Source organism: Actinomadura sp. 21ATH (assembly GCF_041951345.1).
In the GTDB taxonomy this organism is placed as follows: Bacteria; Actinomycetota; Actinomycetes; order Streptosporangiales; family Streptosporangiaceae; genus Spirillospora.
On the sequence record NZ_JBGNUR010000014.1, the window covers coordinates 101255 to 126821 of the forward strand.

A 25567-nucleotide genomic window follows, 5' to 3' on the forward strand; every position below is an offset into this window, starting at 1 on the left:
GTCAGTTGTCGCGCTCGGCGGCCAGCCGCTGGCCGATGGTGTGGTGCAGCCGCTGGAGGCCGCCGGTGCCGAGCATGCCGACCTGGCCCTCCAGGTCGCGCAGCAGCGTGTCCTCGTTGGCGACGGCCTCCGAGGACTGCATGAGCACCGTGCCCTGCCCGGTGAAGTCGAACTGGTGCTCCTCGCCGGACGTGCCGCCGATCCCGAACACGCTCCGGGCGGCGCCGAGAACGCCGCGCACGTACGAGTGGTCGTAGTGGTGGCAGGGCGAGGGGCAGTCGGCCCAGCCGAGCAGCGCCTGCGGGTCGACCCGGATCGGCGGCTCGACGAAGTGGACGGGCCCGTTCGAGGCGGCCACGAACCGGCCGGTGCCGATCAGCGTCAGGAACCCCGGGATGATCGACTGCTTGAGCTCCAGGCCGGGCTCGAACGCCAGCAGGTTGCCGGCCCGGATCGTCAGGTTGCCCTGGTCCAGGTCGAAGGAGTTGACGTCGAAGCCCCGGTCGGCGAGCACGAGCTTGCCCTGGCCCTGCGCGACGATCCAGTCGTGGGCGTAGAGCGGCGAGTGGAACGAGGACGCGACCAGCGCGTCCAGCGGGCCGGCCGACAGCGCCTCGAACCTGACCTGCCCGTAGTAGGCGATCATCTTGCCCTTCTGCGCGAACCACTGGCCGTTGAGGTCCACGCTGAAGGCATAGGGGTTGACGTTGTCGTTGGACGGCAGCGTCATCGCGTTGAACGTCGGGATCGCCACGGTCAGATCTTCCTCTCGCTGGCCTGGACGTAGACGACGCCGGAACCGCTCAGCTCCAGCTGGAAGCCCTCGCCCGAGCCGCGGCCGATCAGGTCGCGCAGCCCGACCGCGGTGGTGAGCCTGTTCTGCACCTGGCCGCGGTGCGCCACGTACGCCTGCGGGTCCACGTGCACCGGCCGCTGCGGCGTGATCGGCATCTCCATGACGCCGCCGTGCGACAGCAGGGCGCACGAGCCCTGGCCGGCGAGCGTGGTGGTGAAGAGCCCCTGGCCGCTGACCGCGCCCCGCACGACGCCGCCGATGCCGCCCTGCTCCCCCATGAACATGGTGCCGACCTGGAGGGACGCGTCGTGGACCAGCAGCCGGTCGGCCTCCACCACCAGGGTGTCGCCGCCGGTCAGCTCCACAACGTTGACGTGCAGCCCGGCGTGGCCGAACATCGCGGTGCCCTGCCCGGTCACGTGCATCATCACGGTCCGCTCGCCGGCGACCGCGCGGCCGAGGGCGCCGCCGATGCCCTGCCCCCCGGTGGCGCTGGGCGCGAAGTTCACGCGCCCCGTGTACGCCAGCATCGCGCCGCGCCGGCTGTAGACCTCCCGGCCGGGCCCGACGGCGACCTGGAGCATCTTGGAGTTGATCGACTCGTATCCCGGCATCAGATCTCCAGAATCCCGCCGCGTTCGGCCGGCTGGACGTACACCAGCCCGTGCCCCTGGTACCGGAACTGCACGCTCTCCCCCGACCCCTGGCCGAGCACGGTGCGCCAGTTGACGTCGGTGACGACGTCCTGCTGGAGCTGCCCGTGGTGGGCGACGTAGGCGTGCGGGTCGACGCACAGCGGCATCTGCGGCGTCACCTCCAGCGCGATCGCGGGCCCGTCGGACAGGATCGCGACCGTGCCGTGCCCGTCCACCTTGGTGGTGGCCAGGCCCTGGCCGGTGCCCATGCCGCGCAGCCCGACGAAGTGCACGCCGGTCTGGAGGCCGCCCTCCAGTGCCAGCAGGCTCTCCGACTCCACGTACAGCGTGTCGCCGGCGAGCGGCACCAGCGTCACCTCGGTCGCCTCGCTGGCCAGGTACACGGTGCCCTGACCGCTGATCTCCATGAGGGTCATGCTCTCGCCGGCGATGCGGCGCTTGAGCGCGCCGCGCAGCCCCTCGCCGCCGGACATGCCCTGCCGCTTGAACGCCATCTGGCCCTCGTAGGCGACCATGGACCCGTTCAGGGCCCGGATCGACTCCCCCGCCAGATCGACGGCCAGCATCCTTGAGCCGTTCAATCGAAATTGCGCCACGCCGCCACAACATACCGGCACGGACCTCGCCGCGGAGATCGCGCGCGGAAGATCGGCGCGGCCGCCGCCCGGCGCGTTGCCAGGTCTGGCCGCCCCGGATCGGGGAAGATGGCGGGCATGTGGATCGCCCCCGAGAACCGCGGCGCAGGCCGCTGGGTCGTGCCCGCGATCGTGCTCTGTGCCGGCGCGGTGGTCGCCGGCGTGCTGGCCGCCGACGGCCGGGGCGGTACGGGGCTCGTCGCGCTGGCGGTACTGGCCGGCTACGCGGCGGCCCTGGCCTACCGGCGCAACGAGCCGGCCCTGACGATCAGCGAGGGGTTCGGCAGCGGGCACCGCGCCCGCGCGCATCTGCGGGCCGCCGCCATGACCGGCGACGTCGTGACCGGCGCGCTGGTGGCGGCGGTGGTGGTGCAGGGGCTGCGCGGCGCCGACATCATGCCGTACGCGTGGCTGGCGGCGCTGGCGGGCGGCACGTACGTGCTGTCGGCGCTGGCCGCGGCCCGGGCCCTCTGAGGCCGCCTCAGTGCGCCGTGCGGCCGGCTGAGCGCTTCGCTCCCCCGGCCGCGCCCCCGCCCGCGCGCGAGCGTCAAGATCATCGCACCGCGACGCGTGTGACCTGGGACGTCTCCGGAGAATACTGCGTAAACATCTTCTGAAGAGTCCGATTTATCCCGATTTCAAGCGGCATGATGCGGCTGTGCCAGCCGTTGATGTCCTGCTTCCCGCCCGGGCGGTGTTCCAGCCGGTGATCGATCTCGACACCGGCCATGTCGTCGCCGTCGAGACGCATGCGGGGCCGCCGGCGCCCAGCGCGGTGGCCCGCGCCGAACCCTTCCCCGGGGCCGCGGCCCACGCCCCCGAGACCGGCCACTTCGCCATGCGGGCCGACCCCGCCGCCGAGGACGTCCGCCGCGCCGTCGCCGCCGCCCGCGCCACCGCCGACCTCGGCACCCAGCTCCCGCTGCAGATCGGGCTGCGCGCCGAGACGCTGGCCGCGCAGGGCGAGGAGTTCCTGGCCGAGCTGCACCGCGGCCTGGGCGCCGCCGGGCGCCGCCCGCACGAGGTCATCCTGTGCGTCGGCGGCGGCTTCCCGCCGGCCCAGCGGCCCGCCGTGCAGGCCGCGCTCGCCCGGCTCCGCCGCACCGGCTACCTGATCGGGCTGGCCGGCGTCGGCGCGGCGCACGTCCCGCTGGACCTGCTCGTGGACGCATCCCCGTACCTCGTCAAGATCGACCCGGAGCTGGCCCGCCGGACGGGGACCGACCCGCGCCGAGCCGCGCTGGTCACCGCGCTGGTCGAGCTGGCGCACCGGCTCGGCACGCACGTGCTGGCGCCCGGCCTGGCCACCGAGGAGCAGGTCCTGCACCAGCGGGAGCTGGGCGTACGGCTCGTCCAGGGATCCGCGCTCGCACCGCCCGAGTGGCGCCCCGGCATGCGCGTCACCGTCCCGGTCGCCGCCCGCGACGAGCCGCGCCGGGAGCGGCCGGAGAGCACGCTGGGGCCGCGCGTCGCGGAGTTCACGCTGCCCGCCCTCACCATGCCGCACACCGCGACCGCCGACGAGGTCCTCGACGTCCTCAACGCCGAGACCGGCACCACCAGCGTGGTGCTCACCGACGACCGGCAGCGGCCCTGGGCGACCGTGGACCGCACCCGCTTCCTGCTGCGGCTGTCGGGCGCGTACGGGCACGCCCTGTACGCGCACAAGCCCGCCGCCAACCTCGCCGACGCGCCCCGCCTGGTGCCGCACACCGTCCCGGCCGTGGCCGCGCTGCGCGCCGCGGGCCGCGAGGACGACCGGGTGTACGACGACCTGGTCGTCACCGACGAGGTCGGGCGCTGCCTGGGCATCGTCCGGGTCGCCGACCTGATCCGGGGGCTGTCACCCTGACCCGAGCGTCTCCTGGGCCAGGATCGCGGCCTGCACGCGGCTGCGCAGATCCAGCTTCGCCAGGATCCGGCTGACATGGGTCTTGGTCGTGGTCTCGGCCATGTCCAGGCGCTCGGCGATCTGCCCGTTCGTGAGCCCCTCCCCCAGGCAGGCGAACACCTCCCGCTCGCGCGGCGTGAGCTCGTCCAGCCGGGGCGCGGCCGCAGCCGGCGCGGGCCGCGACGCGAACGCGCCGATCAGCCGCCGGGTCACCCGCGGGGCGATGACGCCGTCCCCCGCCGCCACCGTGCGGACCGCGTCCACCAGCCGGTCGGCGTCGACGTCCTTCAGCAGGAACCCGGCCGCGCCCGCCCGCAGCGCGCCGAACACGTACTCGTCCACGTCGAACGTCGTCAGCACCAGCACGTCGGCGATCCCGGCGATCTCCCGGGTCGCCGACACGCCGTCCAGCCGCGGCATCCGGATGTCCATCAGGACCACGTCCGGGCGCAGCTCCCGGGCCAGCTCCACCGCCCGCTCGCCGTCGGCGGCCTCGCCGGCGACCTCGATGCCGGGCGCGGCGCCCAGGATCAGCACCAGCCCCGCCCGCACCGCCGCCTGGTCGTCGGCCACCAGCACCCTGATCACGCGTGTTCCCCGCTGACGCCGTCCCTGTGCATGCCGTCCCTGTCCATGCCGTCCCTCTCCACCGCGACGGGCAGCGCCGCCCGCACCAGCCAGCTCCCGTCCTCGGGCCCGGCGTCGAACGACCCGTCCAGCATCGCGGCGCGCTCGCGCATCCCGATCAGCCCGGCGCCCGACCCCGGCAGCCGCGGGGCGCCGGCCCCCAGCGGGCTGCGCACGTCGATCAGGACCCGCTCGCGCGTGTAGCGCAGCCGCACCCGGGCCCGGCCCGGCCCGCCGTGCTTGAGCGCGTTGGTGAGCGACTCCTGGACGATCCGGTACGCCGCCAGCTCGACCGCCGCGGGCAGCTCCGGCCGCTCGCCCTCCACCTCCAGCGCCGCGGTCAGGTCGGTGCGCGCCGACCGGCCGACCAGCCGCTCCAGCTCGTCCAGCCGGGGCGCGTCCGGCGGGTCGGCCGCCTCCTCCGCGCGCAGCAGGCCGATCATCCGGCGCATCTCGGCCAGCCCCTGCACGCTGTTCTCCCGGATGACCTCCATCGCCCGCTCGACGCCCGCCCGGTCCAGGTCCGGCACCCGCAGGATGGCCGAGGAGTGCAGCGCCACCGCGCTCAGGTGGTTGGCGACCACGTCGTGCAGCTCGCGCGCCATCCGGGCCCGCTCGGCGTGGACCGCGCTGCGCCGGTCCAGCTCGGCGAGCCGCGCGAGCTGCTCGGCGCGCTGCCGCTCCGCCTGCGCGGTGAACCGGTGCTCCCGCACGGCCATCGCCGTCATCACCGGGAACGCCCACGTCACCGCCGCCACCGCCGCGGCGATCACGGCCGCGCTGTAGGAGTGCAGCCAGAGCGCGACGCTCCCGAGCACCAGCGCCGTGGCCACGGACGTCACGCCCAGCAGCCGCTCGGCGGTCCGGCGCCGCCCGTAGAGCGCCGCCGCGTACAGCAGGTCCCCGTAGATCATCATGGACGCGAAGTTGGGTCCGATGATCACGTCCGCGGCGTTGAACGGCGTGGCCGCCAGCAGCGCCGTCCGCGGCGCCGTCCGCCGGAACGGGATCGCCGCGCACTGCCCGACCAGCGGCACCATCCGCCACCAGGCCCCCGGATCCCAGTGCTTCGACCACGTCGCGTACCCGCCGACCGTGATCATCAGGGTCCCGCCGGCCAGCGCGGCCACGGCGATCAGCAGGTCGGTCCGCGTGACGAGGCGGCGCAGGTTGGGCGGCACGCCTCTATTCCAGCACCTCCGGCGCACTGCCCGTCTCCCCCTCCGCGACGGCCCGCCGTACATCGTTCGGACGACCCCCTTATCCGCACGCCCGACGACGCGCCGGGCCGCCCTCGCCCCCGATCATCGAAGGGAGACCGAGACGGAGGGACACCGATGCTGCTCGCGCTGATCGCCGCCTGCGAGATCGGCTTCTGGCTGGTGCTGGGGGCCGGGCTCTCGGCCCGCTACCTGCTGCGCCGGCCCCGGCTGGGCACCGTCCTGCTGGTGTGCGTGCCGCTGCTGGACGTGGTGCTGCTGACCGCGACCGTGATCGATCTGCGCGGCGGCGCCACCGCGAACTTCACCCACGGCCTGTCGGCGGCCTACCTCGGCTACTCGGTGGCGTTCGGCCGCAGCATGGTCCGCTGGGCCGACGAGCGCTTCGCGCACCGCTTCGCCGGCGGCCCGCCCCCGAAGGGCAAGCCGAAGTACGGCTCCGCCCGCGTCCGCTACGAGTGGCGCGAGTTCGGCAAGGCCGCCCTCGCCACCGCCATCGGCTGCGGCGTCCTGCTGACGATGATCGCCGTGGTGGACGACCCGGACCGCACCCGGGCGCTCCTGGGCTGGACCGCCCGCCTCGGCATGGTCCTGGCGATCTGGTCCATCTGGCCCATCAGCCACACCTTCTGGCCCGCCAAGCCCAAGCCCGGCCAGGAGATCATCGGCTCCGAGGCCGAATCCGCCGCCCGCCGCTGAGCGCGCGAAGGGCCCGCCTCCGTCACGAAGGCGGGCCCTTCCGGGTGTACGGGTCAGACGTTGAAGCCGAGGGCGCGGAGCTGCTCGCGGCCGTCCTCGGTGATCTTGTCGGGGCCCCACGGCGGGAGCCAGACCCAGTTGATCTTGACTTCCTTGGCCAGGCCCTCCAGCGCGCTGTTGGCCTGGTCCTCGATCACGTCGGTGAGCGGGCAGGCGGCGCTGGTCAGCGTCATGTCCAGAGTGGCGACCTCGTCGGCCAGGTTGACGCCGTAGACCAGGCCCAGGTCCACGACGTTGATCCCCAGCTCGGGGTCGACCACGTCGCGGAGCGCCTCGAGGATCTCCTCCTCGGCCTCGGTGCCGGCGACCGCGGCCGCCGCCTCTTCGGTGGTCTCCGTGGTGTCGGTCTCGCTCATGATGCCTCTCCGAGTGCTCGGGCGGTCGCGTCCTTCCACGCCATCCAGGCGAGCAGGGCGCACTTGATCCTGGCGGGGTACTGGGAGACCCCGGCGAAGGCGATGGCGTCCTCCAGGACGTCCTCGTCCGGCTCGCCCTGGCCGCGCGACTGCATCAGGGCGAGGAACTCGTCGCCGACCGCCATCGCCTCCTTGACGGACTTGCCGATGATGAGGTCGCTCATCACCGACGCGCTCGCCTGGCTGATCGAGCAGCCCATGGCGTCGTACGAAACGTCGGCGACCGTCGCTTCCTCCCCGTCGCCGTCGAGGTGCACGCGCAGCGTCACCTCGTCGCCGCAGGTGGGGTTGACGTGGTGCGCCTCGCCCTCGTACGGCTCCCGCAACCCCTTGTGGAGAGGGTTGCGGTAATGATCCAGGATGACCTCCTGGTACATCGCCTCAAGCTGCATGTCGTCCTTTTCCCGCTTTCCACTACGGCTCTTCCGGCTACAACCCCCGCGCGGCGCGGGCTGTTCCGCACCGCTCAGTGCGTGCCGAAGAACTTCTGCGCGTGCCGTACCCCGTCGGCCAGCGCGTCCACATCGGCCAGCGTGTTGTAGAGGTAGAACGTCGCCCGCGTGGTGGCCGGGATGCCGAACCGGCGGCAGATCGGCCACGCGCAGTGGTGCCCGACCCGGATCGCCACGCCCAGCTCGTCCAGCACCTGCCCGACGTCGTGCGGGTGGATGTCGTCCACGGTGAACGACACCGCGCCGCCGCGCGCGTCGGTGCTCAGCGGGCCGATCACCCGCACGCCGGCGATCTCGCCGAGCCGCTCCAGCGAGTAGGCGATCAGCGCCTCCTCGTGCGCGTGCACCCGGTCCATGCCCAGCTCGGACAGGTAGTCGCAGGCCGCGCCGAGCCCGATCGCCTGCGCGGTCATCGGCACCCCGGCCTCGAACCGCTGCGGCGGCGGCATGAAGGTCGACTCCTCCATCCGCACCACCTCGATCATCGACCCGCCGGTGATGAACGGGGGCATCACCTCCAGCAGCTCGCGGCGGCCCCACAGCACGCCGATCCCGGTCGGGCCGAGCATCTTGTGCCCGGAGAAGACCAGGAAGTCGGCGCCCAGCGTGGAGACGTCCACCGGCTGGTGCGGGACCGACTGCGCCGCGTCCAGCAGGACGAGCGCGCCGACCTCGCGGGCGCGGGCGGTGATCAGGTCGATCGGCGGAACGGTCCCGAGCACGTTCGACTGGTGGGTCAGCGCCACCAGCTTCGTGCGCTCGTTCACGATCGAGTCCAGGTGCTCCAGGTCGAGCCGGCCCTCGTCGGTCAGCCCGAACCAGCGCAGCGTCGCCCCGGTCCGCCGGCACAGCTGCTGCCACGGGACGAGGTTGGCGTGGTGCTCCATCTCCGAGACCACGATCTCGTCGCCGGGGCCCACCCGGAACCGCTCGGCCTCGGGGCCGGCGGTCTCGGCGTTGCTCATCGCGTAGGCGACCAGGTTGATGCCCTCGGTCGCGTTCTTGGTGAACACGATCTCGCCGGGGACCCCGCCGATGAACGAGGCGATCTTGGCGCGGGCGTCCTCGTACTCGGCGGTGGCCTCCTCGGCCAGCAGGTGGGCGCCCCGGTGCGGCGCGGCGTTGTGGCGCTCGTAGAACTCCCGCTCGGCGTCCAGCACGCGCAGCGGCTTCTGCGAGGTCGCCCCCGAGTCGAGGTAGACCAGCTCGCGGCCGCCCCGCACCGTCCGCGACAGCAGCGGGAAGTCCTTCTTGAGCTCCTCCGGCAGGAGGCTCATGAGGACGCGCCCGCCTTCACGTACTTCTCGTAGCCCTCGTTCTCCAGCTCGTCGGCCAGCTCGGGCCCGCCCTCGGCGACGACGCGGCCGCCGGCGAACACGTGCACGAAGTCGGGCTTCACGTACCGCAGGATGCGGGTGTAGTGGGTGATCAGCAGGACGCCGGTCTCGCCGCCCTCGCCGAACCGGTTGACGCCCTCGGAGACGACCTTGAGGGCGTCCACGTCGAGGCCGGAGTCGGTCTCGTCGAGCACGGCCACCTTCGGCTTGAGCAGCTCCAGCTGGAGGATCTCGTGCCGCTTCTTCTCACCGCCGGAGAAACCCTCGTTCAGCGAGCGCTGGGCGAAGGACGGGTCGATGGACAGCGCGTCCATCGCCTTCTTGGTCTCCTTGGTGAACTCGCGCAGCTTCGGCGCCTCGCCGCGGACGGCGGTGACCGCCGAGCGCAGGAAGTTCGACACCGACACGCCCGGCACCTCGACGGGGTACTGCATCGCCAGGAACAGCCCGGCGCGGGCGCGCTCGTCGACGCTCATCTCCAGGACGTCCTCGCCGTCCAGGGTGACGGTGCCGGAGGTGACCTCGTACTTGGGGTGGCCCGCGATGGCGTACGCCAGCGTCGACTTGCCGGAGCCGTTGGGGCCCATGATGGCGTGGGTCTCGCCGGCCTTCACGGTCAGGTCGACCCCGCGCAGGATCTCCTTGGTCCCGTCCGCGCCGTCGGCGACGGAGACGTGGAGGTCGCGGATCTCTAGGGTGGCCATAGTCCTTGTTCTCTCAGTCTTGGGAGCCGAGCGAGACGTACACGTCGCCGTCCTCGACCTTCACCTTGTACGTGGCGACCGGCTGGGTCGCCGGCGGGTTGGTGGGCTTGCCGCTGCGCAGGTCGAAGCAGGACCCGTGCAGCCAGCACTCGATCGTGCCGTCGTAGACCTCGCCCTCGGACAGCGACACCTCGGCGTGCGAGCAGATGTCGTTGACCGCGAACACGCCCTCGCCGGTGCGCACCAGCGCGACGGGCGTGTCGTCGACCTCGACGCCCAGGGCGCCGTCGGCCGGGATCTCCTGCAGCGAGCAGACCTTCACGAAAGTCATCGCGCGCGGGCTCCCTGGTCCAGCTCGGCCTCGATCGCCTCGGACACCTTCTCGCGCACCTCGTCCACCTCGATGCGCTCGATCAGCTGGCCGAGGAAGCCCCGCACCACCATGCGCCGGGCGTCGTCGAACGGGATGCCGCGGGCCTGGAGGTAGAACAGGTGCTCGTCGTCCAGCCGGCCGGACGCCGACGCGTGCCCCGCGCCGGCCACCTCGCCGGTGAGGATCTCCAGGTTGGGCACCGAGTCGACCCGGGTGCCGTCGGTCAGCACCAGGTTGCGGTTGAGCTCGTAGGTGTCGGTGCCCTCGGCCTCGGCCCGGATGATCACGTCGCCGATCCAGACGGCGTGCGCGTCCCGGTCCTGCAGGGCGCCGCGGTAGTCGACCCGGCTGCGGCAGTTCGGGACGCTGTGGTCGACCAGGAGCCGGTGCTCCAGGTGCTGGCCGCCGTCCACGAAGTACACGCCGTACAGCTCGGCGTCGCCGCCGGGCTGGGCGTACGCGACCGACGGGGACACCCGCACCAGGTCGCCGCCGAGCGTCACGTTGTGCGACACGAAGCGGGCGTCGCGGCCCAGCCGCGCGTGCTGGTGCGACACGTGCACGCTGTCGTCGGCCCAGTCCTGGAGGCTGATCACCGACAGCCGGGCGCCGTCGCCGACGACGAACTCGACGTTGTCGGCGAACGTGGCCGAGCCGCGGTGCGACAGCACCACGGTGGCCTCGGCGAACGGCTCCAGGATCACGGTGGTGTGCCCGTAGGCGGCGGCGCCGGCGTCCTCGCCGCGCCGCCGCAGGATCGTCGGCCGCGAGGCGACGGTCTCCTTCGGCACGGTGACGACGGTGGCCTCGGTGAACGAGGTCCACGCCTGCGCGCTGACCCGGTCGGCCGGCACGTACGCCCTGCCGAGCCGGGCGTCGTCGCGCCCGACGCTCTCGACCGTCACCTCGGGCGCGGCCTCGATCTCCAGCAGGACCTTGCCGTGCGCCTCGGCGGTGCCGTTGTGCAGGCCGCGCAGCCGGCGCAGCGGGGTGAACCGCCACTCCTCCTCGCGGCCCGTGGGGACCTCGAAGTCGCCGACCTCGTAGGAGCCCTTCTCGTGCAAGGTCGAGAGAGGCTTCTGTTCCAGCCCCATCAGCCGACCGCTCCTTCCATCTGCAGCTCGATGAGCCGGTTGAGCTCCAGCGCGTACTCCATGGGGAGCTCGCGGGCGATCGGCTCGACGAAGCCGCGCACGATCATCGCCATCGCCTCGTCCTCGTTGAGGCCGCGGCTCATCAGGTAGAACAGCTGGTCCTCCGACACCTTGGAGACGGTGGCCTCGTGGCCCATCTCCACGTCGTCCTCGCGGACGTCGACGTACGGGTAGGTGTCGGACCGGCTGATCTGGTCGACCAGCAGCGCGTCGCACTTGACCGTCGACTTGCTGTGGTGGGCGCCCTCCTGGATCTGCACCAGGCCCCGGTAGGACGTGCGCCCGCCGCCGCGCGCCACCGACTTGGAGACGATGGTGCTGGAGGTGTTGGGCGCCGCGTGCACCATCTTGGCGCCCGCGTCCTGGTGCTGGCCCTCGCCGGAGAACGCGATCGACAGCGTCTCGCCCTTGGCGTGCTCGCCGAGCAGGTAGACCGCTGGGTACTTCATGGTGACCTTGGAGCCGATGTTGCCGTCGACCCACTCCATCGTCGCGCCCTCGTAGGCGACGGCGCGCTTGGTCACCAGGTTGTAGACGTTGTTGGACCAGTTCTGGATCGTGGTGTAGCGGACGCGGGCGTCCTTCTTCACCACGATCTCCACGACCGCCGAGTGCAGCGAGTCCGACTTGTAGATCGGAGCGGTACAGCCCTCGACGTAGTGGACGTACGAGCCCTCGTCGGCGATGATCAGCGTCCGCTCGAACTGGCCCATGTTCTCGGTGTTGATCCGGAAGTAGGCCTGGAGCGGGATCTCCACGTGCACGCCCGGCGGGACGTAGATGAACGAGCCGCCCGACCACACCGCGGTGTTCAGCGCGGCGAACTTGTTGTCGCCGACGGGGATCACCGAGCCGAAGTACTCCTGGAAGATCTCCGGGTGCTCGCGCAGCCCGGTGTCGGTGTCCAGGAACAGGACGCCCTTCTCCTCCAGGTCCTCACGGATCTTGTGGTAGACGACCTCGGACTCGTACTGGGCGGCGACGCCGGCGATCAGGCGCTGCTTCTCCGCCTCGGGGATGCCGAGCTTGTCGTAGGTGTTCTTGATGTCCTCGGGCAGGTCCTCCCAGGAGGCGGCCTGCTTCTCGGTGGACCGGACGAAGTACTTGATGTTGTCGAAGTCGATCTCCGACAGGTCCGAGCCCCAGCCGGGCATCGGCTTCTTGTCGAACAGCCGCAGCCCCTTGAGCCGGAGGTCGAGCATCCACTCGGGCTCGTCCTTCTTGGCGGAGATGTCGCGCACGACCTCTTCGTTCAGGCCGCGGCGGGCCGAGGCTCCGGCCGTGTCGGGGTCCGACCAGCCGAACTTGTACCTGTCGAGCCCTTCCAGCTCCGGGTGGGCTGCCGTAGTCATAGGGAGGTCCTCCCGGACTCCTCGTCGCTGATGTCGTCGTCGATCGATGCCGAGCCGTCCGTGCCCGCGGCGGGACCGTCCGCCGCCCCCGCGTCCTCTCCGCAGAGGGAGCGGGGGCTGACGTGGGTGGTGCAGATCCCGTCGCCGTGGGCGATGGTCGCCAGCCGCTGGACGGGGGTGCCCAGGAGCCGGCTGAACGCCTCGGTCTCGGCCTCGCACAGCTGCGGGAACTCCGCGGCGACGTGCGCGACCGGGCAGTGGTGCTGGCACAGCTGCTCGCCGCCGCCGGGCCGGGGGCCCTTGGCGGCCGCGGCCGCGTAGCCGTCCCCCGACAGCGCCTCGGCCAGCTTGCGGACCCGCTGGTGGGGCGGGGCCGCCTGGACGACGGGCAGGTAGCGGCGTTCGAGGTCGGCTATCTGCCGCCGCGCGAACTCCGTGACCGCCCGCTCACCGGCCGTCTCGGCGAGGAAGCGCAGCGCGCTGCCCGCCAGGTCGTCGTAGGCGTGCACGAACGCGCTGCGCCCCGCGTCGGTGATGGCGAAGAACTTGGCCGGCCGCCCCCGCCCGCGCCGCGGCTGCGGCCGGGCCCGCCGGATCTCGATCATGCCCTCGGCCAGGAGGGCGTCCAGGTGGCGCCGGATGGCGGCCGGCGTGAGGCCGACCCGATCACCCAGCGCGGAGGCGGTGATGGGACCGTGTTCGAGGACGAGCCGGGCCACCCGGGCACGGGTGTCGCGCTCGGTCACCCCGATCCTCGTCTGCTCGCTCACGTTTTTCACAACATCAGTGTGCCGTAATTCCTTCCCGCTAACCAACGGTTCCGGGATGTCGTGGCTCACGCAGGTAAGGCTTACCTAAGCTGCGAAGACGTGATTTTTGATCTTTTGGTACGACCCGCTCAGGGCTGGAGGCGGGCGTTGGGGCCGTCGGGGCGCACGTGCGCGACGTCGCCGCTGTGCATGGCGATCAGGGAGGCGCCCACGACGCCGCCGGCCAGGACGGCGCCCACGAGCAGGAGCGGCAGCAGCACGCGCCGCACCGAGCGCAGGCCCCACAGGATCTCGCGGAAGGTGGGGACGCGGAACCGCTCCCGGGGCGCGCGCCGGCGGTCGCGGCGGTCGCGGCCGCCGTGGGTCATGAGACGCCGGACGTAGTCGGGATCCTCCTCGGCGGTCAGCCGGGCGAGTTCGTTCAGCGTCCGGATCTCGTTCGCCGACAGCGGCATGTGTCCCCCAGTGCGTGTCCGTTCGAAGCAGAAGCGGGAAGAAACCAGAAGAAGCCGTACGCGCGGGCGGGCGCCGGTCGCGGTACGACCCCGTTTCAAACATTGGTTTATGCGCTTTTGTGTCAGCTGTCCAAATTCTTGACCACTTCCTTACCGTGACCTGGATCACCGCAGGTCAGCGACCACTTCCCCGCAACCGCCCCGCCGGGGCGAGAGCCGCCTCCGGGCGGACCTAAACTCGGATCCATGGCAGTGGCACCCCCGGGGGAAGACAGCGCGGTCGAGCTCGCGGATCTGGTCAAGCGGTACGGCGCGAGAACCGCCGTGGACGGGCTCTCCTTCCGCGCCGCCAGGGGCGCGGTCACCGCGCTGCTCGGGCCCAACGGCGCGGGCAAGACGACCGCGATCGAGATCTGCGAGGGCTTCCGCCGCGCCGACTCGGGAACGGTGCGCGTCCTCGGCCTCGACCCGGTCGCCGACGCCCGGGCCCTCAAGCCGCGCGTCGGGGTGATGCCCCAGTCCGGCGGCGTCCCCGGCACGGCGCGGGCCGGCGAGTTCCTGCGCCTGATCGCCTCGTTCCACACCGCTCCCCTCGACTGCGCCGCGCTCCTGGAGCGGCTCGGCCTGACCGGGCACGCGCGCACCCCGTACCGCCGCCTGTCCGGCGGGCAGCAGCAGCGGCTCTCGCTCGCGGTCGCCCTGGTGGGGCGGCCCGAGCTGGTCTTCCTGGACGAGCCCACCACCGGCCTGGACCCGCAGGCCCGGCACTCCACCTGGGAGCTGGTCGAGGAGCTGCGCGCCGCCGGGGCGGCCGTCGTGCTCACCACCCACTACATGGAGGAGGCCGAGCGGTTGGCCGACCATGTCGTCATCGTCGACCACGGCACCGTCGTGGCCCAGGGCAGCCCGGCCGAGCTGACCGGCGCCGAGCGCCAGCTGCGCTTCCGCGCCCGGCCCGGCCTCGGGCTGGACGAGCTGCTGACGGCGCTGCCGGTCGGCAGCGCCGCCAAGGAGTCCCCCGCCGGGCACTACCTCGTCGAGGGGGACGTGCGGCCCGAGCTGCTGGCCACCGTCACCGCGTGGTGCGCCTCGCACGGCGTCATGGCCGAGGAGCTGCGGATCGAGCGCCGCACCCTGGAGGACGTCTTCCTGGAGCTGACCGGACGGGAGCTGCGCGCGTGACGACCCTCGACCTCAGCCCGGCGCCGGGCGCGGTCTCGCCGGCCCGGATGGTCCTGTCCCAGGCCGGGTACGAGCTGCGCGCCGTCCTGCGCAACGGCGAGCAGCTGCTCCTGACGCTGATCATCCCGGTGGTGCTGCTGGCCCTGTTCGGCGGCACGTCCCTGCTCGACCTCGGCCCCGAGCCGCGGGTGGACTTCCTGGCACCCGGCATCCTGGCGCTGGCCGTGATGTCCACCGCGTTCACCGGCCAGGCCATCGGCACCGGCTTCGAACGCCGCTACGGCGTCCTCAAGCGGCTGGGCGCCACTCCCCTGTCCCGCACCGGGCTGATCGCCGCCAAGACGCTCGCCGTGCTGGCGGTCGAGGCGCTCCAGGCGGCCGTCATCTGCGCCGTCGCCCTCGCCATGGGCTGGAGCCCGCACGGCGACCCGGGGTCGGCGCTGGCGCTGATCCTGCTGGGCACCGCCGCGTTCAGCGGGTTCGGGCTGCTCATGGCCGGGACGCTGCGCGCGGAGGCCACCCTGGCCGCCGCCAACCTGGTGTACGTGCTGCTCCTGGCGGTCGGCGGCGTGGTGTTCCCGCTGGACCGGTTCCCGTCCGGGGTCGCCGCGGCGCTGGAGCTGCTGCCCATCTCGGCCCTCGCCGACGGCCTGCGCCAGGTCCTGCAGGACGGCGCCGCCTTCCCCGGCGGGCCGCTGCTCGTCCTGGCCGTCTGGGCCGCCGCGGGACTCGCCCTGGCCGCGCGCTTCTTCCGGTGGGAGTGATCGATGGCGCTCGCTGAGGCACCCGGCTCGTACGGCGGGCCGGGCGGATTCGCCGCGCGGCTGCGGCCGCTGTCGTCCGGGATGGTGCCGCCGCCCGCCCTCATCCTGCTCGGCATCCTGTCGCTCCAGGTCGGCGCCGGGCTGGCCAAGCACCTGTTCGACCAGATGCCGCCCAGCGCCATGGTGCTCATGCGGCTGCTCACCTCGGCGGTCGTGCTGGGGTTCCTGGCCCGCAAGGCGCTGCGGAGCGTGCTGCGCGACCACTCCCGCAAGAGCCTGCTGATCGCCGCCGGGTTCGGGCTGTCGCTGGCGCTGATGAACTTCTCGATCTACCAGTCGTTCGCCCGCATCCCGCTGGGCATGGCGGTCACGATCGAGTTCCTCGGCCCGCTGCTGATCTCCATCGTGGCCTCCCGGCGCGCCCGCGACCTGCTGTGGGCGGTGCTGGCCGGGGCGGGCGTGGTGATGCTGGCGCGCGGCGGCGGCGACGTCGACCCCGTGGGCATCGCGTTCGCGCTGCTGGCGGGCGCCTGCTGGGCCGCGTACATCCTGTTCAGCGCCTCGACCGGGCAGCGCTTCTCCGGCACCACCGGGCTGGCGGTGGCCAGCGTCGTCGGCACGGCCGCGATCCTGCCGATGGGCGTGCACGCGGGCGGCTCGGCGCTGCTGGACCCGGAGCTGCTGCTCCTGGGCATCGGCGTGGGCGTGCTGTCCTCGGTGATCCCGTACTCGCTGGAGCTGGAGGCGCTGCGGCGGATGCCCGCCCGCGTCTTCGGGATCCTGATGAGCCTGGAGCCCGCCGTGGCCGCGCTGGTCGGCGTGGTCCTGCTGAACGAGGTCCTCACCGGCCGCCAGTGGGTCGCGATCGTCTGCGTCGTCGTCGCCTGCGCGGGCGCCGCGCTCGGCCCGCAGAAGCAGGCGCCCGCCCCCGGCTGACGCGGGCCCGCCGCGTTGTGCGAAGCGCGGGCCGGCGTGGAAGGATCGGAGGGACGGAGTCCGCGTAAGCGTGAGAGGGGTCGCCGTGACCGGCTGGGGAGATGACCAGGGCCTGCCGCCCGAGTACTTCGAGGCGGGCACGCCGTCGTTCGTGGACTTCCTGCGGGTCCACGCGCCCGAGTCGCTTCCGGTCAACCGCGTCCCCCGCGAGGACTCCGCCGCACTGGACCTGCCGCACGGGACGACCGTGCTGGCGCTCACCTTCCCCGGCGGCGTCATGATGGCCGGCGACCGCCGCGCCACGCGCGGCCACCAGATCGCCTACCGCGAGCTGGAGAAGGTGCAGCGCGCCGACGACCACTCGGTGGTGGCGTTCGCCGGGACGGTCGGGCTGGCGCTGGAGATGGTCCGGCTGTTCCAGGTCGAGCTGGAGCACTACGAGAAGATGGAGACCGTCCCGCTGTCGCTGCCGGGCAAGGCCCGCCGCCTCGGCGCCGTCGTCCAGGCCAACCTCGCCCAGGCCATGCAGGGGCTGGCGGTCGTCCCGCTGTTCGCCGGCTACGACCCCGGCGCCGGCGAGGGCAAGATCTACACCTACGACATCACCGGGTCGCCGCAGGAGGCCCGCGACTACCACGCCGAGGGGTCGGGCTCCCCGTACGCCACCGGCGCCCTCAAGAAGCTCTACCGGCGCGACCTGTCCATCGAGGACGCCGCGACCGTCTGCGTCCAGGCGCTGTACGACGCGGCCGACGACGACTCGGCCACCGGCGGCCCGGACCGTGCCCGGGGACTCTACCCGGTGGTCTCGGTCGTCACCGACGACGGCTACCGCCGGCTGCCCGAGGCGCAGGTCGCGGGCATCGCCGAGGCCGTGGTCGAGGCCCGGCACGCCAACCCGGGCGGGCCGGTCGCGCCGCTCCGGTGACGCCCGCGTGACTGTCGTACCCGCGTCCTAGACTCGCCGTATGGCACGGGCGAACGACGAGGCCGCGGCACTCGTACAGGAACTGGCGGACCTGCTCTCGATCACGGGCGGCGACGCGTTCAAGATCAGGGCGTACGAGAAGGCGGCCCGCGCGGTCGCCGGGCACCCCGACGACATCGCCGGGATGGACCTCGCCGGGCTCCGCACGATCCCGACGGTCGGCGAGGCGATCGCCAAGAAGCTCCTCGACTACAACACCACCGGCACGATCCGGCAGGTCGAGGAGCTGCGCGCGCAGATCCCCGCGGGCGTCCGCGCCCTGACCGCGATCCCGACCCTCGGCCCCAAGAAGGCCCTCACCCTGTACGAGGAGCTGGGCGTCGCCTCGGTCGCCGAGCTGGCCGAGGCGATCGGCGCGGGCCGGCTGAAGGGCCTCAAGGGCTTCGGCCCCAAGACCGAGCAGAACATCCTGCACGGCATCGAGCTGATGCAGCAGTCCGGCGAGCGGGTCCTGATCGACGTGGCGGCCGGCGTGGCCGAGGAGATCGTGGCCGCGCTGTCCGCGGTCACCGGCTGCGAGCGCTGCACGTACGCCGGGTCCCTGCGCCGGATGCGCGAGACGATCGGCGACGTCGACGTCCTGGCCGCCTCCGCCGACCCCCGCCCGATCATGGACGCGTTCACCGCGCTGCCGTTCGTCGCGGAGGTGATCGCGAGCGGCGACAAGAAGACGTCGGTCCGCACGACCAAGGGCCTCCAGGTCGACCTGCGGGTCGTCCCGCCCGAGTCGTGGGGCGCGGCCCTGCAGTACTTCACCGGCTCGCAGGCCCACAACGTCCGCACCCGTGAGATCGCCGTCCGCGCGGGCCTGAAGCTGTCGGAGTACGGCCTGTTCGACGCCGGGTCCGGCGAGCTGATCGTCTCCGAGACCGAGGAGGAGGTCTACGCCCGGCTGGGCCTGCCGTGGATCCCGCCGGTCCTGCGCGAGGACGAGGGCGAGATCGAGGCCGCCCTCAAGGACGCGCTGCCCCGCCTGGTCACCGTCGAGGACCTGCGCGGCGACCTGCACTCCCACACCGACCTCACCGACGGCATCGCGAGCCTGGAGGAGATGGTCGCCGCCGCGGAGGCCCGCGGCCTGGAGTACTACGCGATCACCGACCACGCGCCCGACCTGTTCATGCAGCGCATGACCGACGAGAAGATGCTCGCCCAGCGCGACCGGGTGCGCGCGCTCCAGGAGAAGTACCCGGACCTCACCCTCCTGCACGGCACCGAGCTCAACATCGGCCCGGACGGCCGCGTCGACTGGGACGCCGGGTTCCTGTCCGGCTTCGACATCTGCGTGGCGTCGGTCCACTCGCACTTCACCCAGGACCAGGCCGAGATGACCCGCCGCCTGGTCCGCGCCTGCGAGAACCCGCACGTCCATGTGATCGGCCACCCGACCGCCCGCTCCCTCGGCAAGCGCCGCCCGGTCGACGCCGACTGGGACGAGGTCTTCAGGGCCGCCGCCCGCACCGGCACCGCGATGGAGATCGACTCGTTCCCCGACCGGCTCGACCTGCCCGCCGACCTGGTCCGGCGGGCCCTGCACCACGGCGTCAAGTTCTCCGTGGACACCGACGCCCACTCCCTGGCCCACCACCGCAACATCCGCTACGGCATCGGCACCGCCCAGCGCGGCTGGCTGACGCCCGACGACGTCATCAACACCTGGCCCCTCCCCCGCCTCCGCGAGTTCCTCAAGAAGACCCTCTGAGGCGCTCCCCCGTGGCCGGGGCGGGGGCGGCTCTGTCCCGGCGGTCGCGTTCGGCGTGCGGGCTCGTCAGGGCGCGGGCTTGAGGGTCTCGGCCCAGCGGAGCAGCTCGGCCTGGACGGGGGCGTCCACCTCGGTGATGGTGACCAGGGCCGCCGTGATCCCCCACGGGGCGATGGCCGCGTTCACGCGGTGGAGCAGTTCGGGGTCGCCCTCGGACCTCATCCGCGGCAGGTCGGCCAGGTCGCGCTCGGCGATGACCGAGCGGAGGGCGGTCTCGGCCACCGCGCGGGCCGCCGAGGTGGGCTCGTCGGCGGTCAGGGCGTAGCGGACCGGGTCGTCGGCCCCGAGCAGCGCCAGGGCCTTCACCCGTACGGGGACGCCGTCGTGCGTGGTGCCCCGGAACCAGATGTCGAGGGGCGCCTTGCGCATCGAGACGCGCAGGCCCCGGTCGGCGAAGGGCAGCAGGTAGCGCAGGCCCGGGCCGCGGGCCCCCAGCAGCCTGCCGAAGCGCAGGACGACGAGGCGCTCGCTCGCGGGGACGCGGCGGAACCCCGCCAGGGCGGACAGCACCGCCAGGAACGCGGCCAGGGCGAGGAGAGCGGCGACGCGGGCGCCCGGTGAGTCGGGCAGCTGCAGTTGCATTCCTACGACCTCGCTCGGCTATGGCGTTCCTCTCCAGGCTCCCTGACGCGCCGGCCTCCCGCCATCAGGGCGAACGCCCATTAGCGCCGGGGTCCGCCATGTACCGGCCGCGGGGCCGCCGCGGCCGGAGCCGCCCGCGGGCGGCTCCGTACGGGGGAGCGCCTGACCTGCCGCTGCATGGGGCTCGCGCGCGGATATGGGTGCCGCTCCCGATGGTGATGCGGTCCTTCCTGCTCGAAGACTTGACAGAAAGGAATATTTAGGAGGAGACGCCATGTCACAGGCGATACCGCTCAATTGCGTCGGCTCGGAACCCGGCGGGCCGCCCGGCCTCGATCGCCATGGGCCGTGATGCGCGTTCTCCACAGTGGATCAGGGTCCCCGTACACCACCACCGAGGCGGGCCGAGCACGCGGCGGCCGCCGGAACGGACGGAGCGGACATGCCATCTCATGCGGTGAGGGCCCGAAAGGACGTCATGCAAGCACGCGACATCGCGGTACAGGTGCCCACCGTGCGGATGGGCGACCCGGTCGCCCACGCGGTACGGGTGATGGCGCTGGGCCGCCTGCCGGGGCTGATCGTCGTCGACGACGGCGGGCGGCCCCGGGTGGTGCTGCCGGGCACGCAGGTGCTGCGGCTGGCCGTGCCGAGCGCCTACCAGCAGGACCCGGCGCTGGCCCGGACCGTGGACGAGGCGCACGCCGACCTCTTCTGGCAGGAGCTGGGCGAGATGACAGTCGGCGACTGCCTGGGCCGGCCCGCCGGGCGCCCGGCGACGGTGCGGGCCGACGCCACGCTGCTGGAGGTGGCGGCGCTGATGGCGCGCCAGCGCAGCCCGCTGGTGGCGGTGATCGACGCGGCCGGGTCGCTGACCGGGGCCGTGCTGCTGGACCGGCTCCTGGCCGGGCTGACGCTGGCGGGCCCCGGGGCCTAGCGGGCCGCCGGGAGCGCGAGCCCGAGAGACGGGCGGGGGCACCGCCCCACGGACCCGGCGCGGGCGCGGGCGGGGGGTGTCGCCGGTGACCCCCGTCGTCGCGCTCGCGGTCTTCGTGGTGGCGTTCTTCTTCATCGCCACCGAGAAGGCCGACAAGGTCAAGGTCGTCCTCATCGCCGCCGGGGTGATGACGGTGCTCGGGCTCACCCCCGGCGCCGAGGTGTTCTTCTCCGAGCACGAGGGCATCGACTGGAACGTCATCTTCCTGCTGCTCGGGATGATGATCATCGTCGGCATCATCAAGCAGACCGGGATCTTCGACTTCCTGGCGATCTGGGCGGCCAAGAAGTCCAGGGGGCGGCCGTACCGGCTGATGGTGATGCTGATGGTCATCACCGCGGTGGCCTCGCCGTTCCTGGACAACGTCACCACGATCATGCTGGTGGCGCCGGTGACGGTGGTGGTCTGCAACCGGCTGCGCTTCCCGGCGCAGCCGTACCTGATCGCCGAGGTGCTGGCCTCCAACATCGGCGGGGCCGCCACGCTGATCGGCGACCCGCCGAACATCATCATCGGCAGCCGGGCGGGACTGTCGTTCAACGACTTCCTGGTCCACATGGCGCCGATCGTGGTGATCACGTTCATCGCGTTCGTGGCGCTGACGCGGGTGCTGTTCCGCAAGGCGCTGAGGAACGAGTCCGCGCACATCGACGAGGTGATGGCGCTCCAGGAGCGGCGCGCGATCACCGATCCGGCGCTGCTGGCGCGCTGCCTGGGCGTCCTCGCGCTGGTGGTGGCCGGGTTCGCGCTGCACTCGGTGCTGCACGTGGAGCCGTCGATCGTGGCGCTGGTCGGCGCCGGCGTGATGATCCTGGTCACCCGGGCCGACGTGAACGACGTCATGGGCGAGGTCGAGTGGCCGACGCTGGTGTTCTTCGGCGGCCTGTTCGTGATGGTCTCGGGCCTGGTGCACACCGGCGTGATCGAGAGCATCGGCGAGTGGGCGGTCGAGACGGTCGGGAACGACTACGTCACCGCGGCGACCGGCCTGCTGTTCGGGTCGGCCGTGCTGGGGGCGTTCTTCGACAACATCCCCTACACCGCGACGATGGCGCCGATCGTCGAGGGCCTGGTCGAGGGGGCGCCCGATCCGGGCACCGGCCAGGCGCTGTGGTGGGCGTTCGCGCTGGGCGCCGACTTCAGCGGCAACGGCACCGCCGTGGCCGCCAGCGCCAACGTGGTCGCGCTCGGCATCGCCGCCCGGACGGGGCATCCGATCTCGTTCTGGCAGTTCACCCGGTACGGGATCGTCGTCACGGTGCTCAGCACCCTGATGGCGTGGGCGTACGTGCTGCTGCGCTACTTCACGTAGCGCCGCTCAGCGGAAGGCCGGCGGGGTGCCCCGGCCCGCCGTCAGGCGGGCTGGGGCTCCCGCACCGCGCCGGCGGGGGCGGCCGCGGGGACCGGGCCGCGCTCCCGGGTCGCGAAGACCAGCCGGAGGGCGGCGATCCACATGACCGCGGCGCCGAGCATGTGCAGGACGACCAGCGGCGCGGGGACGCCGTTGAGGTACTGGACGTACCCGATCAGCCCCTGGGCCAGCTCCACGGCGAGGAGGACCAGCACCCGGCGGCGGAAGAGCGCCGGGGCCCCGGTCCGGTACGCGGCGGCCAGCACGACGACCGTCAGCGCGACCGTCACCCAGGCCAGCACGCTGTGGACGCGGGTGACGTCCTCGATGTTGAAGCCGTAGCGGCGCGATTCGCTGTCGCCCGCGTGCGGACCGGTGCCGGTGACCACGGTGCCCGCGACCAGGACGACCGCGGTGGCGGCGCACAGCGCCACGCTCAGCCCGCGCAGGACCGGGCCGGTCAGCCGGCGGGGCGGCGCGTCGCCCTCGCCCGCCCGCATCCACAGCGCCACGCAGAAGATCAGCAGCGCGGGCGAGACCAGGAAGTGCAGCGACACCGAGGCCGGGTGCAGCTCGGTGAGCACCACGATGCCGCCGATGATCGCCTGCGCGAACACGCTGGCGGGCTGGGCGGCGGCCAGCAGCACCAGGTCGCGGCGGCGCGGCCGCAGCCGCAGCGCGGCGATGAAGACGAGCAGGCCCACGGCCAGCACCAGGAACGTCAGCATCCGGTTGCCGAACTCGATCGCCATGTTGACGGCGTGGTGCTCGGGATGCGGCGTCGGGACGAGGCTGTCCCCCGTGCACTTGGGCCACTCGGGGCAGCCCAGGCCGGACTCGGTGACGCGGACCGCGCCGCCGGTGCCGATGATGCCCGCGTTGCCGAGCACGCCCAGGAGGGCGAGCAGGCGGAGCGAGGCGGGCGTGGGGCGCCAGACGGCGTCGCGCACGCGGGTCAGGGGATTTCCGTCAGCCACGGCACCAATCGTATGGGCGGACCCGGGTGATCCGGATCCGGCCCCCGGTCAGTGGCGCGGCGGCGGCATGAAGCCGGACGGGCCGCGCGGCGCCCAGGGCGGCGGGGCCTGGGGCGGGGTGCGCAGGAACGCCTGCCGGGCGATGCTCATCAGCCCCAGCAGCGCGTCCCGGCGGGTCTCGAACCACCGGGGGTCGGCGATCCCGCGTTCGGCGCGCTTGTGCAGCAGGGCGAGCTCGGTGGCGGCGAGCTGGTAGTCGGTCATGGCGCGGGCCGCGCCGGGGCCGCCCGACAGCCGGGCCCAGCGGCGGGCGGCGCGGCGGCCGTGCATGCCGCGCAGCATCTGGACGTCGGCGGCGGTGACCAGGCCGGTCGCGGCGTACATCGGCAGGTACGTCTCGATCCGCCGGACGGTGGTGCGCCGCTCCACGAACACCAGCACGATCAGCACGATCAGGATGCCGAAGTCCAGCGCGTACACGACGGCGAGCCCGCCCAGCCCGAACGTCGTGGCGCCGTTCCAGAGCCCGTGGAGGACCATCGCGGCCAGCAGCCCCAGGACGGGCATCGCGAACCGCAGCTGCCGCCGGGTGGCGGCCCAGGCGACGCCGAGGCCGGTCATGGAGGTGAAGAGGGGGTGGCTCAGCGGGGCGACGACGCCGCGCAGGATGAACACCGCCTGGAGGCCCTGCGCGCCGCCCTCCTCGTAGGCGCGCATGTAGTACGTGACGTTCTCCATCATGGCGAAGCCGAAGCCCACCATGGCGGCGTAGATCACCCCGTCGACGAAGCCGTCGATCTCGTTGCGGCGGAACCAGAGGACGCCGAACAGGAACAGGCCCTTGAGGGTCTCCTCGACCAGCGGCGCCCCGAACGTCGCGCTGACGAAGTGGGCCTTGTCCTCGCCGAACGCCGGCACTGTGACGTACAGCATCCCGAGCGTGTTGAACACCAGCGCGCCCAGGATCGCCACGCCCGCGCCCCACATGAACGCGAACGCCAGCAGCCGCGGCGGCTCGGGCTCCAGCCGGTCCAGCGCCAGCACCAGCGAGACCAGCAGCGGGATCGGCACGATCGCCAGCGCCAGCCCGGGCCAGAAGCCGGTCCCGCCGCCGAACAGCAGGTCCACGCCCAGCGCGAGCAGCGCGCACGCCGAGGTGACCACCAGCCCGATGATCAGGGCGATCGGGGGCCGGCCGGGGACCCGCCCCTCGAGCACCGCCTTCGGATCCACACGCGCCATTTCGCGAGCGTAACCCGGCGCGGCCCGCGATCGCTAAGGCCCGCGCCGGTTCGTCAGGTGAAGAACGGGTCGACCGCGACCGCAGTGAACAGCAGCGCCAGGTAGACGTTCGACAGGTGGAAGAACCGCATCGGGCGCAGGTGCACGCCGGTCAGCCCCGCCATCGAGGCGCGCAGCAGGCGGTGCCCCTCCAGCAGGAAGACCGCGCCGAGGACGACCGCGAGCGCCCCGTACACCAGGCTCATCCCCGCGACCGGCCACAGGACCAGCGAGCAGGCGACGGTGGCCCAGGTGTAGGCCAGGCTCTCCACGATCACCCGGCGCTCGGTGGCCACCACCGGGAGCATCGGCACGTTGGCTACCGCGTAGTCCTCGCGGTAGCGCATCGCCAGCGTCCAGGTGTGCGGCGGCGTCCACAGGAACACCACGCCGAACAGGACGAACGGGGTCCAGGCCAGGCTCCCGGTGATCGCCGACCAGCCGATGAGCACCGGCATGCAGCCGGCGATGCCGCCCCACACGACGTTCTGCGAGGTCCGCCGCTTGAGCAGCAGCGAGTACACGAAGATGTAGAAGAGGATCGCGAACAGCGACATCGCCGCGGCCACGACGTTGACCGCGAGCGCGAACCCGGCGGTGGACGCCGCGGCCAGCACCACCCCGAAGACCAGCGCCTCGGTCGGGCTGACCTGGGCCCGGGCCAGCGGGCGGCGGCGGGTCCGGCGCATCTTGGCGTCGATGTCGCGGTCGATGTAGCAGTTGATCGCGTTCGCCGCGCCGGCCGACAGCGTGCCGAAGGCCAGCGTCGCCAGCGCGGTCCCGAGCGGCGGCACTCCCCCGGCCGCCAGGAACATCACCGGCAGCGTCGTGATCAGCAGCAGCTCGATCACGCGCGGCTTGGTCAGCGCCACGTAGGCGCGGACGAGCGCGCCGAGCGGGCGCCGGCCGGCCGGCCGCTCCGGGCCCGCGGGGGGCGGCGGAGGTGCCGCCGGCACCTCGTCGTCGAGCTCGATGGCGAGCTTGTTACTGAGCACCGTCACAATCGGGTCCACGTCCAACTAGGCAAGAGAAATCGCGTCCACCTCGGCGGTGCCCCCGCGCGATTTGGCCGCACCTCGGATCGGCGTATCTGCTGCGGCCATGTGCTTTCGAACCGCGGGTTCACTGTAGTCCGCCCCCTCCCGAGGTC

Annotated in this window: 28 protein-coding genes; 10 read left to right on the forward strand and 18 right to left on the reverse strand. The window is 72.7% G+C overall.

Annotated features, from left to right (window positions below):
- Position 1: 1 nt before the first annotated feature.
- Genes ACA361_RS31560 through ACA361_RS31570 form a run of 3 tightly spaced genes read right to left on the reverse strand, consistent with a single transcriptional unit; the run spans position 2 to position 2069 of the window.
- Positions 2-754, reverse strand: a complete 753-nt coding sequence (locus ACA361_RS31560) for an AIM24 family protein (protein ID WP_375018060.1) — start codon at positions 752-754, stop codon at positions 2-4.
- 2 nt (positions 755-756) lie between these two features.
- On the reverse strand, positions 757-1410 hold the full coding sequence (locus ACA361_RS31565; protein WP_375018061.1) for an AIM24 family protein: 654 nt from the start codon (positions 1408-1410) through the stop codon (positions 757-759).
- Positions 1410-2069: an AIM24 family protein gene (locus ACA361_RS31570; protein WP_375018063.1), complete on the reverse strand. Its 660-nt coding sequence runs from the start codon at positions 2067-2069 to the stop codon at positions 1410-1412. Before ACA361_RS31570 ends, ACA361_RS31565 begins: the two co-directional genes overlap by 1 nt.
- A gap of 96 nt (positions 2070-2165) precedes the next feature.
- Between ACA361_RS31570 and ACA361_RS31575 the strand changes: the two genes are divergently transcribed.
- Together ACA361_RS31575 and ACA361_RS31580 are read left to right on the forward strand one after the other, a co-directional pair.
- The gene (locus ACA361_RS31575) at positions 2166-2561 is read left to right on the forward strand and encodes an ABC transporter permease (protein WP_375018065.1); all 396 of its coding nucleotides are present in this window, start codon (positions 2166-2168) and stop codon (positions 2559-2561) included.
- A gap of 184 nt (positions 2562-2745) precedes the next feature.
- Positions 2746-3939 (forward strand): EAL domain-containing protein, encoded by a 1194-nt coding sequence (locus tag ACA361_RS31580; protein ID WP_375018067.1) that lies wholly within the window; start codon positions 2746-2748, stop codon positions 3937-3939.
- On the opposite strand, the gene ACA361_RS31585 is transcribed toward ACA361_RS31580, so the two are convergent.
- Positions 3931-4566, reverse strand: a complete 636-nt coding sequence (locus ACA361_RS31585) for a response regulator (RefSeq protein WP_375018069.1) — start codon at positions 4564-4566, stop codon at positions 3931-3933. The genes ACA361_RS31580 and ACA361_RS31585 overlap by 9 nt on opposite strands.
- On the reverse strand, positions 4563-5786 hold the full coding sequence (locus tag ACA361_RS31590; RefSeq protein ID WP_375018071.1) for a sensor histidine kinase: 1224 nt from the start codon (positions 5784-5786) through the stop codon (positions 4563-4565). The genes ACA361_RS31585 and ACA361_RS31590 overlap by 4 nt, the downstream gene beginning before the upstream one ends.
- A 156-nt stretch (positions 5787-5942) precedes the next feature.
- Between ACA361_RS31590 and ACA361_RS31595 the strand changes: the two genes are divergently transcribed.
- Complete coding sequence (locus tag ACA361_RS31595; protein WP_375018073.1) at positions 5943-6524, forward strand: hypothetical protein; 582 nt, start codon at positions 5943-5945, stop codon at positions 6522-6524.
- A 53-nt stretch (positions 6525-6577) separates the two neighbouring features.
- On the opposite strand, the gene ACA361_RS31600 is transcribed toward ACA361_RS31595, so the two are convergent.
- The 9 genes from ACA361_RS31600 to ACA361_RS31640 all read right to left on the reverse strand — a co-directional run bounded on the left by ACA361_RS31600 (position 6578) and on the right by ACA361_RS31640 (position 13597).
- Positions 6578-6940: a metal-sulfur cluster assembly factor gene (locus ACA361_RS31600; RefSeq protein ID WP_375018075.1), complete on the reverse strand. Its 363-nt coding sequence runs from the start codon at positions 6938-6940 to the stop codon at positions 6578-6580.
- The gene (gene sufU, locus ACA361_RS31605) at positions 6937-7392 is read right to left on the reverse strand and encodes a Fe-S cluster assembly sulfur transfer protein SufU (RefSeq protein ID WP_375018077.1); all 456 of its coding nucleotides are present in this window, start codon (positions 7390-7392) and stop codon (positions 6937-6939) included. The genes ACA361_RS31600 and sufU overlap by 4 nt, the downstream gene beginning before the upstream one ends.
- Before the next feature lie 74 nt (positions 7393-7466).
- Positions 7467-8729 (reverse strand): cysteine desulfurase, encoded by a 1263-nt coding sequence (locus ACA361_RS31610; RefSeq protein ID WP_375018079.1) that lies wholly within the window; start codon positions 8727-8729, stop codon positions 7467-7469.
- Positions 8726-9493: a Fe-S cluster assembly ATPase SufC gene (sufC, locus tag ACA361_RS31615; protein WP_375018081.1), complete on the reverse strand. Its 768-nt coding sequence runs from the start codon at positions 9491-9493 to the stop codon at positions 8726-8728. Before sufC ends, ACA361_RS31610 begins: the two co-directional genes overlap by 4 nt.
- Positions 9494-9506: 13 nt before the next feature.
- Positions 9507-9824, reverse strand: coding sequence for a non-heme iron oxygenase ferredoxin subunit (locus ACA361_RS31620; RefSeq protein WP_375018083.1), 318 nt, complete (start codon positions 9822-9824; stop codon positions 9507-9509).
- On the reverse strand, positions 9821-10960 hold the full coding sequence (gene sufD / locus ACA361_RS31625) for a Fe-S cluster assembly protein SufD (protein ID WP_375018085.1): 1140 nt from the start codon (positions 10958-10960) through the stop codon (positions 9821-9823). The genes ACA361_RS31620 and sufD overlap by 4 nt, the downstream gene beginning before the upstream one ends.
- Positions 10960-12372, reverse strand: coding sequence for a Fe-S cluster assembly protein SufB (gene sufB, locus ACA361_RS31630; protein WP_375018087.1), 1413 nt, complete (start codon positions 12370-12372; stop codon positions 10960-10962). Before sufB ends, sufD begins: the two co-directional genes overlap by 1 nt.
- Positions 12369-13142, reverse strand: a complete 774-nt coding sequence (locus ACA361_RS31635) for a helix-turn-helix transcriptional regulator (RefSeq protein WP_375018088.1) — start codon at positions 13140-13142, stop codon at positions 12369-12371. The genes sufB and ACA361_RS31635 overlap by 4 nt, the downstream gene beginning before the upstream one ends.
- A gap of 128 nt (positions 13143-13270) precedes the next feature.
- Positions 13271-13597, reverse strand: coding sequence for a hypothetical protein (locus ACA361_RS31640; protein ID WP_375018090.1), 327 nt, complete (start codon positions 13595-13597; stop codon positions 13271-13273).
- Between the two features lie 246 nt (positions 13598-13843).
- Between ACA361_RS31640 and ACA361_RS31645 the strand changes: the two genes are divergently transcribed.
- The 5 genes from ACA361_RS31645 to polX all read left to right on the forward strand — a co-directional run bounded on the left by ACA361_RS31645 (position 13844) and on the right by polX (position 19169).
- The gene (locus ACA361_RS31645; protein ID WP_375018092.1) at positions 13844-14779 is read left to right on the forward strand and encodes an ABC transporter ATP-binding protein; all 936 of its coding nucleotides are present in this window, start codon (positions 13844-13846) and stop codon (positions 14777-14779) included.
- Positions 14780-14826: 47 nt separating this feature from the next.
- Entirely contained in the window at positions 14827-15543 is a 717-nt protein-coding gene (locus tag ACA361_RS31650) for an ABC transporter permease (RefSeq protein ID WP_375018269.1), read from the forward strand.
- Positions 15544-15546: 3 nt separating this feature from the next.
- On the forward strand, positions 15547-16479 hold the full coding sequence (locus tag ACA361_RS31655; RefSeq protein ID WP_375018093.1) for a DMT family transporter: 933 nt from the start codon (positions 15547-15549) through the stop codon (positions 16477-16479).
- 85 nt (positions 16480-16564) lie between these two features.
- Entirely contained in the window at positions 16565-17407 is an 843-nt protein-coding gene (gene prcB / locus ACA361_RS31660; RefSeq protein ID WP_375018271.1) for a proteasome subunit beta, read from the forward strand.
- Between the two features lie 40 nt (positions 17408-17447).
- Positions 17448-19169: a DNA polymerase/3'-5' exonuclease PolX gene (gene polX / locus ACA361_RS31665; RefSeq protein WP_375018095.1), complete on the forward strand. Its 1722-nt coding sequence runs from the start codon at positions 17448-17450 to the stop codon at positions 19167-19169.
- Positions 19170-19235: 66 nt separating this feature from the next.
- Here the strand turns inward: polX and ACA361_RS31670 are convergent, their stop codons facing one another.
- On the reverse strand, positions 19236-19811 hold the full coding sequence (locus tag ACA361_RS31670; RefSeq protein ID WP_375018097.1) for an SPFH domain-containing protein: 576 nt from the start codon (positions 19809-19811) through the stop codon (positions 19236-19238).
- A gap of 478 nt (positions 19812-20289) precedes the next feature.
- On the opposite strand from ACA361_RS31670, the gene ACA361_RS31675 reads away from it, so the two are divergent.
- Both ACA361_RS31675 and ACA361_RS31680 read left to right on the forward strand, forming a co-directional pair.
- A complete protein-coding gene (locus ACA361_RS31675) occupies positions 20290-20748 on the forward strand; it encodes a CBS domain-containing protein (protein ID WP_375018099.1) in 459 nt (152 codons plus the stop codon).
- Positions 20749-20833: 85 nt separating this feature from the next.
- Positions 20834-22120, forward strand: a complete 1287-nt coding sequence (locus ACA361_RS31680) for an ArsB/NhaD family transporter (RefSeq protein WP_375018101.1) — start codon at positions 20834-20836, stop codon at positions 22118-22120.
- Between the two features lie 41 nt (positions 22121-22161).
- Here the strand turns inward: ACA361_RS31680 and ACA361_RS31685 are convergent, their stop codons facing one another.
- From ACA361_RS31685 to ACA361_RS31695, 3 genes are read right to left on the reverse strand one after another with little or no spacing between them, the layout of a single operon-like run.
- Entirely contained in the window at positions 22162-23136 is a 975-nt protein-coding gene (locus tag ACA361_RS31685; RefSeq protein WP_375018103.1) for a heme A synthase, read from the reverse strand.
- Positions 23137-23184: 48 nt separating this feature from the next.
- A complete protein-coding gene (locus ACA361_RS31690; protein ID WP_375018105.1) occupies positions 23185-24378 on the reverse strand; it encodes a PrsW family intramembrane metalloprotease in 1194 nt (397 codons plus the stop codon).
- A gap of 53 nt (positions 24379-24431) precedes the next feature.
- Positions 24432-25418 carry a heme o synthase gene (locus ACA361_RS31695; protein ID WP_375018107.1) on the reverse strand — a complete coding sequence of 329 codons (987 nt, stop codon included), beginning with the start codon at positions 25416-25418 and terminating at the stop codon, positions 24432-24434.
- Between the last annotated feature and the right edge of the window lie 149 nt (positions 25419-25567).